This is a genomic window from Pseudomonadota bacterium, from assembly GCA_010028905.1.
In the GTDB taxonomy this organism is placed as follows: domain Bacteria; phylum Vulcanimicrobiota; class Xenobia; order RGZZ01; family RGZZ01; genus RGZZ01.
In genome coordinates this window covers 1-3346 of sequence record RGZZ01000518.1, presented here as the reverse complement: position 1 = coordinate 3346, position 3346 = coordinate 1, and the positions used below count along the sequence as shown (strand labels likewise).

Here is a 3346-nt window from a genome sequence, read left to right as displayed (position 1 = left end):
TGGTTGCTCGCAATGATGGCGGGGCCGCGGGGAACGTGCTCGAGACCGTGCACCTGGTAGTCGAAGAGCGCGGGCAGCGCGCGCCGCAGCAGCGCCTCGAGGAGGGCGACGACAGGCGTGTTCACGCGCCCGCGGCGGCAACCCGCGTCTCGTAGAGGGCCAGCACCTTCGACACCACCTGGTCGAGGGTCAGGTGGGTGCTGTCGAGGTACTCGGCGTCATCGGCCTGAGCCAGGGGAGAGTCGGCTCGGCCGCTGTCCTGTCGGTCGCGCTCGCGGATGTTGGCCAGGATCTCGGCATAGGCCGCCTCGCGGTCGACGGCGCCCCCATCGAGCTGGGCCACCCGTCGGCGGGCGCGCTCCTCGGCGGTGGCGGTCATGTAGATCTTGAGCTCGGCCTCCGGCAGAACCACTGTGCCGATGTCGCGTCCGGTCATGACGACGCCGCCGGCCAGTCCGAGGCGGCGCTGCTCGGCGGCCAGCACCGCGCGCACCCCCGACACCGAAGCCACGCGCGGGACGACGGTGCTCACCCGCTCGGTGTGCAGCAGATCGGTGACGTCACGCCCCTCGATGAGCAGCCGGTAGCCCTGCTCGCCCACCGGGTCGGGAAGGAAGCGATAGCGGGGCGAGTCTTCTCGGGCCAGCGCGGTGAGCCCCTCGAGATCGTCGAGGGCGATCTCGCCCTCGATGGCGGCCAGGGCCACGGCGCGATACATGGCGCCTGTGTCGACCAGTGCCAGGCCGAGTGCCTGACCGACCCGGCGGGCCACGCTGGTCTTGCCGCTGGCAGCGGGCCCGTCGATGGCGATGCGGCCTTGGGACGGAGATGCAGTCATGTCGATGTCCTCAGCGGAACAGCGGTGGCGAGTAGCCACGAGGGCGAGCCACCAGCAGCGTGTAGTCGGTGAGATAGATGCGCGCCACGCGCAGCACGTCTTCCCGGGTGACCTTCTTGAGCCGGTCGACCGTGAGCAGATCGGCGTGGTAGCCGCTGCCCAGCAGCTCCTGCACGGCCAGGTTGAGAGCCCGCCCCTTGCTGGTCTCGCGCTCGAGCAGGTACTGCCCGATGAGGCGCCGCTTGGCGCCGTCGAGCTCTTCCTGCGAGACCGGCGTGGTCTTGATGCGCTCGATCTCCTTGAAGATGCGGCTCTGCACCTCATTCACGTGATCGGGGGTGGTGATGGTGTAGTCGATCATGTGCGAGGGCCCCTCGAGCTCCGGATACATGGCGCTCACCTCGTAGGCAAAGCCGCGCTTCTCGCGCAGCTCGACCCAGAGGCGCGAGCTCAATCCCTCGCCCAGGATGCTCGACAGGATTCGCATGGGGGCCTGATCCGGTGACTTCAGCCCCGGGGCGGGAAAGCCCAGCAGGATCCACGCCAGGTTCGAGCCTGAGGTGAGGTAGAGCTCGCGCTCCACCGCCTTCGGTTCCCACGACACCTCGAGGCGCTTGTCTTCGACGCGCGACATCGCCCCCATCTCTCGCTTCACGATCTCGAGCACGGCGTCGCGATCGACGTTCCCCACCACCGCGACGACGGTCTTGTTCGGGGCCCAGAAGCGCGCATAGTACTTCTCGAGGCGCTCTCGGGTGAGCTGGCGCACCGAGGCTGCGTGGCCGTCGTGGGGCTGCTTGTACGGGTGGTAGCGGTAGAAGATCTGCAAGAAGATCTCGTAGATGGCCTTGAACACGCGCTGATCGCTCTCGAGCAGCTCGACCATCTTGCGCCGCTCGTCGGTCACCTCGTCATCGGTGAACTGGCGCTTCGCCACCGATCGGGCCACGACGCCGAGCAGCTCGCCCAGGTTCTTCGTGTCGGTCATCAGCGAGATCTCGGCGAAGTCGGGCGACGCGGTGGCGTTCAGCAGGCTGCCGCGGAGCTCGAACAGGTTCGTGTTCGGGCCTTGCGCCTTCTCCATGCGCTTCACCAGGATGTTCTGGATCAGGCGCGTGATGCCCGCGGAGGCGTCGTCTTCATTCGACTGCCCCACCCGGAAGACCATCTCGACGCCGACGATGTCGGTGTGGCGATCTTCCACCACGAGCAGCGTCAGGCCGTTGTCGAGGACGGTGCGCGTCACGTTGTCGCGCAGGTTGATGTCGGGCAGGCCGCTCACCGGAGCCGCCTGTGCTGATGCCCAGGCGGTCATCGTGACGGCCAGCATCGTGGTCAGGAAGAGTCGTTGGAGAAGGCTGCGCATCATCGGCGGGCCACCCCCTCGGCCGGTCGAGCGGCCCGTTTCTCGCTGGGTCTCACCACGAGGACCGAGCAGTCCTTCGGGTCGAGGTAGGCGCGGGCGGTGGCGATGACGTCGTTGTAGGTCACCTTTCGAATCTCGTCGAGATAGGTCAGGGCGAACTCGACGTTGTCGATGGCGGCGTAGAAGGCGAGGCTGTCGGCCTTGCCGGCGTTGGTCTCGTCTCCGAAGCGGTATGAGTTCATGAGCAGGGTCTTGGCGCGATCGAAGTCGGCCTGGCTCACGCGCCCCTCGCGCAGCTGGGTGATGGTCTCGAGCATCGCGGCCTTCACCTTCTCGACCTTGCCCGGCGCACAGGTCGCCTCGAAGGTGATGAGGCCGGGGTCGCGCTGGGTGAGGAACTCCACGGAGGCGCTGAGGGCGATCTTCTTGTCATCGACCAGGCTCTTGGTCAGCAGCGAGCCGCTTCCCTGGCCCACGAGGAAGGTCATCACGTCGGTGCGGTAGATGTCGGGGCGATCGCGCACGCTGGGCCCGCGGAAGCCCATGAGCACGTAGGCGTTGGGGAGGTTTCGTCGCACCACGCGCTCGCGCGCGCCATCGTGGCGTCGGGGCTCGACGGGGATTTCGTCGGCCTGGCTGTGATTGCCCGTGAAGGGCCCGAAGTACTCGCGCACCGTGGGCATGATCTCGGCGGGGGTCACGTCGCCGACGATGATGAGCACGGTGCGGTTCGGGATGTAGTACCTGCGCTTGAACTCGCGGAAGTCTTCAATGGTCATCTCGCGCAGGGTCTTCTCGGTGCCGATGATGGGCAGCCGGTAGGGGTGCTTCTCGAAGGCGAAGGTGTACAGCTCGTTCTGAAGGATGGCCCCCGGGTTCTCCTCGCCCATGCGAAGCTCGTCGATGACCACCTTGCGCTCCTCGTTCACCTCACCCGGCGCGAGCTTCGAGTTGATGAGGGCGTCGGCCAGGATGTCGAGGCCCTGCTTCGTGTACAGGCTGGGGAGGTTGATGTAGAAGTGCGTCAGGTCCTTGGTGGTCTTGGCGTTCGTCTGCCCGCCCAGCGATTCGATCTCGCGCTTGAACTGCTCACCGGTGCGCCGCTCGGTGCCGCGGAAGTAGAGGTGCTCGAAGAAGTGCGA

The 3346-nt window shown here is 66.8% G+C and carries 4 protein-coding genes; all 4 read right to left on the bottom strand.

Translation table 11 applies throughout. From position 1 onward, the window contains the following. A partial coding sequence (locus tag EB084_22180) for a 1-acyl-sn-glycerol-3-phosphate acyltransferase (protein ID NDD30972.1) occupies window positions 1-125 on the bottom strand: 125 nt, incomplete at its 3' end. Next, the gene (locus EB084_22175) at window positions 122-838 is read right to left on the bottom strand and encodes a (d)CMP kinase (protein ID NDD30971.1); all 717 of its coding nucleotides are present in this window, start codon (window positions 836-838) and stop codon (window positions 122-124) included. The genes EB084_22180 and EB084_22175, both read right to left, overlap by 4 nt. Before the next feature lie 10 nt (window positions 839-848). Continuing rightward, complete coding sequence (locus EB084_22170; protein NDD30970.1) at window positions 849-2207, bottom strand: insulinase family protein; 1359 nt, start codon at window positions 2205-2207, stop codon at window positions 849-851. Further along, window positions 2204-3346 (bottom strand): insulinase family protein (locus EB084_22165; GenBank protein NDD30969.1); only part of this gene is annotated, 1143 nt, incomplete at its 5' end. The genes EB084_22170 and EB084_22165, both read right to left, overlap by 4 nt.